Origin of the sequence: Burkholderia sp. HMSC10F09, assembly GCF_001806955.1 — a bacterium.
GTDB classification, from domain to species: domain Bacteria; phylum Pseudomonadota; class Gammaproteobacteria; order Burkholderiales; family Burkholderiaceae; genus Burkholderia; species Burkholderia multivorans.
Window position 1 is genome coordinate 1 of record NZ_KV786859.1, and the last position, 3736, is coordinate 3736.

At 69.7% G+C, this 3736-nt stretch carries 4 protein-coding genes and 1 pseudogene; 1 reads left to right on the forward strand and 4 read right to left on the reverse strand.

All coding sequences use genetic code 11. The features are described from left to right. Nucleotides 1-188 (reverse strand): annotated as a pseudogene (locus HMPREF3115_RS23030) (hypothetical protein); the annotation flags it as partial. 254 nt (nt 189-442) lie between these two features. On the opposite strand from HMPREF3115_RS23030, the gene HMPREF3115_RS23035 reads away from it, so the two are divergent. Continuing rightward, a complete protein-coding gene (locus HMPREF3115_RS23035; RefSeq protein WP_065494786.1) occupies nt 443-1606 on the forward strand; it encodes a M20 aminoacylase family protein in 1164 nt (387 codons plus the stop codon). Between the two features lie 49 nt (nt 1607-1655). On the opposite strand, the gene HMPREF3115_RS23040 is transcribed toward HMPREF3115_RS23035, so the two are convergent. The 3 genes from HMPREF3115_RS23040 to HMPREF3115_RS23050 all read right to left on the reverse strand — a co-directional run. After that, the gene (locus tag HMPREF3115_RS23040) at nt 1656-2960 is read right to left on the reverse strand and encodes a cobyrinic acid a,c-diamide synthase CobB (protein WP_070556212.1); all 1305 of its coding nucleotides are present in this window, start codon (nt 2958-2960) and stop codon (nt 1656-1658) included. Nucleotides 2961-2963: 3 nt separating this feature from the next. Further along, on the reverse strand, nt 2964-3566 hold the full coding sequence (gene cobO / locus HMPREF3115_RS23045) for a cob(I)yrinic acid a,c-diamide adenosyltransferase (protein ID WP_006404826.1): 603 nt from the start codon (nt 3564-3566) through the stop codon (nt 2964-2966). A 27-nt stretch (nt 3567-3593) separates the two neighbouring features. Then, nucleotides 3594-3736 (reverse strand): cobalamin biosynthesis protein (locus HMPREF3115_RS23050; protein ID WP_176748761.1); only part of this gene is annotated, 143 nt, incomplete at its 5' end.

The following is a 3736-nucleotide window of genomic DNA, read 5'->3' on the forward strand; positions in this document are numbered from 1 at the left end:
GCGGCAGCCGGCATCTCGAACGGCTGCGCGCCGACGTCGAAGCGGATCATCGCATCCGCGTGCGCGCGGTACGCGGCCGGCACGCGCACCGGCGTCGCGCGAAAGCGCCGCGTGGCGCGCGCGAACGCGGCGCAGGCGTCGGCCAGCAGCTGCTGCGCGGGGGCGGAAAGAGGCGCGGGGGTCGGCATGTCGGCACGCGGTTGTTCACTTTTCGAAGAGCGTACACAAAAAATGTACATTCGTCAAAAAATGAACGAGCGAACGCTATATCGTTGACACGAAAGCGCTTTGTTCGGTCATGCCTTCGTCCTGACGGGCGCTCGCGCGCGCCCCTTGAGCCGGCAACCGATGGTTGCCGCCACGACGACTTTCCGGCTGCCGGGTTGCCGCCGAACGGACTATCCTTGCGTGCATCTTTCCCCGCCTACAAGGAGACGACACCGTGACGCACAGCGTGATTCCCGCCGGCCTTGCCGACGAAATGATCGAGATTCGGCATCGCATCCACGCGCACCCCGAGCTGGGCTTCGAGGAATTCGCGACGAGCGATCTCGTCGCCGAGCAACTGCGCGCATGGGGCTACACCGTGCATCGCGGGCTCGGCGGCACGGGCGTCGTCGCGCAGCTGACGGTCGGCCAGGGCACGCGGCGTCTCGGGCTGCGCGCCGACATGGACGCGCTGCCGATCCTCGAGGCGACGGGGCTGCCGTACCAGAGCACGATCGCGGGCAAGATGCACGCATGCGGTCACGACGGCCACACCGCGATGCTGCTCGCGGCCGCGAAGCATCTCGCGCGCGAGCGCCGCTTCTCCGGCACGCTGAACCTGATCTTCCAGCCGGCCGAGGAAGGGCTCGGCGGCGCGAAGAAAATGCTCGACGACGGGTTGTTCGAACTGTTCCCGTGCGATGCGATCTTCGCGATGCACAACATGCCGGGCTTTCCGACCGGACACTTCGGCTTCCTGCCGGGGCCGTTCATGGCGTCGTCGGACACGGTGATCGTCGACGTGCAGGGGCGCGGCGGCCACGGCGCGGTGCCGCATCGCGCGATCGATCCGGTCGTCGTGTGCGCGCAGATCGTGATCGCGCTGCAGACGATCGTGTCGCGCAACGTGCCGCCGCTCGACATGGCGATCGTCACGGTCGGCGCGATCCATGCGGGCGAAGCGCCGAACGTGATCCCCGATCGCGCGCAGATGCGGCTATCGGTGCGCGCGCTGAAGCCGGAGGTGCGCGATCTGCTCGAGACGCGGATCAAGGAAGTCGTGCACGCGCAGGCGGCGGTGTTCGGCGCAACCGCGACTATCGACTATCAGCGCCGCTATCCGGTGCTCGTCAACGATGCGGAGATGACCGCGTTCGCGCAAGACGTCGCGCGCGAGTGGGTCGGCGAAGCGAACCTGATCGACGCGATGGTGCCGCTCACCGGCAGCGAGGATTTCGCGTTCCTGCTCGAACGGCGTCCGGGCTGCTATCTGATCATCGGCAACGGAGACGGCGAGGGCGGCTGCATGGTGCACAACCCGGGCTACGACTTCAACGACGCGGCGCTGCCGACCGGCGCGTCGTACTGGGTCAAGCTGACCGAGGCGTTTCTCGTCTGACGCGCCGGCGGGACCGCGCACCGGCGTCGCCACGCCGGCTCGCGCATCGTCAGAATGCGTCGCCGGTCAACAGCGCGGCCGTCGCGTGCGGATTCGACGGCCAGTACAGGTGCATGTAGGTCGCGACGATCGCGCCGACGCGATAGACAGCTTCGCCGCTGCGCGCGTCGTCGTCCGGGCGCTGCGCGATCGCGGCCGGTGCCAGCGGCGTTGCGAGCCGCGAATAGTGGAACGTGTGGCCGCGCAGCGTGCCGGCCCGCGTGTCGAGCTGCTGCATGCCGAGCGCCGCGAAGCGGCGCTGCATCGTCGCATGGCCGGGCAGCAGCCCGAGCATCGGCGTCGTCGTGCCGTCGACATCGGTCAGCGATTCGCATAGATAGAGCATTCCGCCGCATTCCGCGACGATCGGCCGTCCGGCCGCCGCATGGGCGCGGATCGTCGCCGCGCTCGTCCGATTCGCGGCGAGCGTACGCGCATGCAATTCCGGATAGCCGCCCGGCAGGAACAGCGCGTCGCATCCATCGGGCACCGGCTCGTCGGCGAGCGGCGAAAAGTACCGCACGTGCGCCCCGAGCGCGTCGAGCAGCGCGAGATTGGCCGGGTAGATGAACGAGAACGCGGCATCGCGTGCGACCGCGACGCGCTTGCCGGCGAGCGTGCGCGGCAGCGGCGCCGCCACGGCCGGCGTCGCGAAGGCGATCGCGGGCGGCAGCGCGGCGAGCGCCGTGTGCGCGAGCGCATCGGCCGCGCGATCGAGCCGCGCATCGAGATCGGCGATGTCGTCCGGCTGGTGCAGCCCGAGATGCCGTCCCGGCAAGGCCAGCGCCGCATCGGCCGGCAGATGCCCGAGCCAGCGCAGATCGTCGGGCAGCGCCTGCCTCAGCAGCGCCGCATGCCGGTCCGAGCCGACGCGGTTCGCGAACACGCCGTGAAACGGCAGGCCGGGGCGGAAGCGGGCGAGTCCGAACGCGATGGCCGCGAACGTCTGCGCGACCGATTTCGCGGAGATCACCGCGACGATCGGCACGCCGAACGCGGCCGCGAGATCGGCACTGCTCGGCGTGCCGTCGAACAGGCCCATCACGCCCTCGATCAGAATCAGGTCCGCGTCGCGCGCGGCGTCGGCGAGCAGCGCGCGACAGCCGGCCTCGCCGACCATGCCGAGATCGAGCGCATGCACGGGCGCGCCGCTCGCGCGTTCGAGCAGCATCGGATCGAGAAAATCCGGCCCCGTCTTGAACACGCGCACGCGGCGGCCGAGCCGCCGATGCAGCCGCGCGAGACCGGCCGTCACCGACGTCTTGCCCTGGCCGGACGCCGGTGCGCTGACGAACAGCGCGGGACAGGCCGGCATCGCTCAGAACTCCACGCCGCGCTGCGCCTTCACGCCTTGCTCCTTGTAGGGATGCTTGACGAGCCGCATTTCGGTGACGAGGTCGGCCGCGTCGATCAGCGCGTCGGGCGCATGCCGGCCGGTCACGACGACGTGCAGGTCGGCGGGCCGCGCGGCCAGCGTCGCGAGCACTTCGTCGAGCGGCAGGTAGTCGTACTTCAGCACCGTGTTGAGCTCGTCGAGAATCACCATCCGGTAGTCGCCGCTTTCGATCATCCGGCGCGCCTCGTTCCAGCCTTTGCGCGCGGTCGCGATGTCCGCGTCGCGGTTCTGCGTGTTCCAGGTATAGCCGTCGCCCATCGTCACGAAGTCGCACTCGGCGACCGCGCCGAGGAAATCGCGCTCCGACGTATGCAGCGCGCCCTTGATGAACTGCACGACACCGAGCCGCATGCCGTGGCCGAGCACGCGCACGGCCATGCCGAATGCGGCGGTGCTCTTGCCCTTGCCGTTGCCCGTATGGACGATCAGCAGGCCCTTCTCGTTGACGGCGGCGGCCTGCTTCTTTTCGTGGCCGGCGCGGCGGCGCTCGGCCATCCGCTGATGGGATTCGGGATCGGTCTTCATCGGAATCGTCCTGTCGATAGCAAAGGTTCAGAGCGGGCCGGCGAGCGCGACCGTCACGCCGTCCCGGATGGTTTTCGGTGCAAGCAGCCGGCCATGCGGCGCGGCCAGTTGCGCGCACGGCTCGGCGACGCCCGCGACGCCGAAGCGCGCGAGCGCGGCGGCCGACGGCG

What these genes read in the sequence shown, in the direction of transcription:
- HMPREF3115_RS23040 (WP_070556212.1), bottom strand. Translation starts at nt 2,960, where the DNA reads ATGCCGGCCTGTCCCGCGCTGTTCGTCAGCGCACCGGCGTCCGGCCAG.
- cobO (WP_006404826.1), bottom strand. Translation starts at nt 3,566, where the DNA reads ATGAAGACCGATCCCGAATCCCATCAGCGGATGGCCGAGCGCCGCCGC.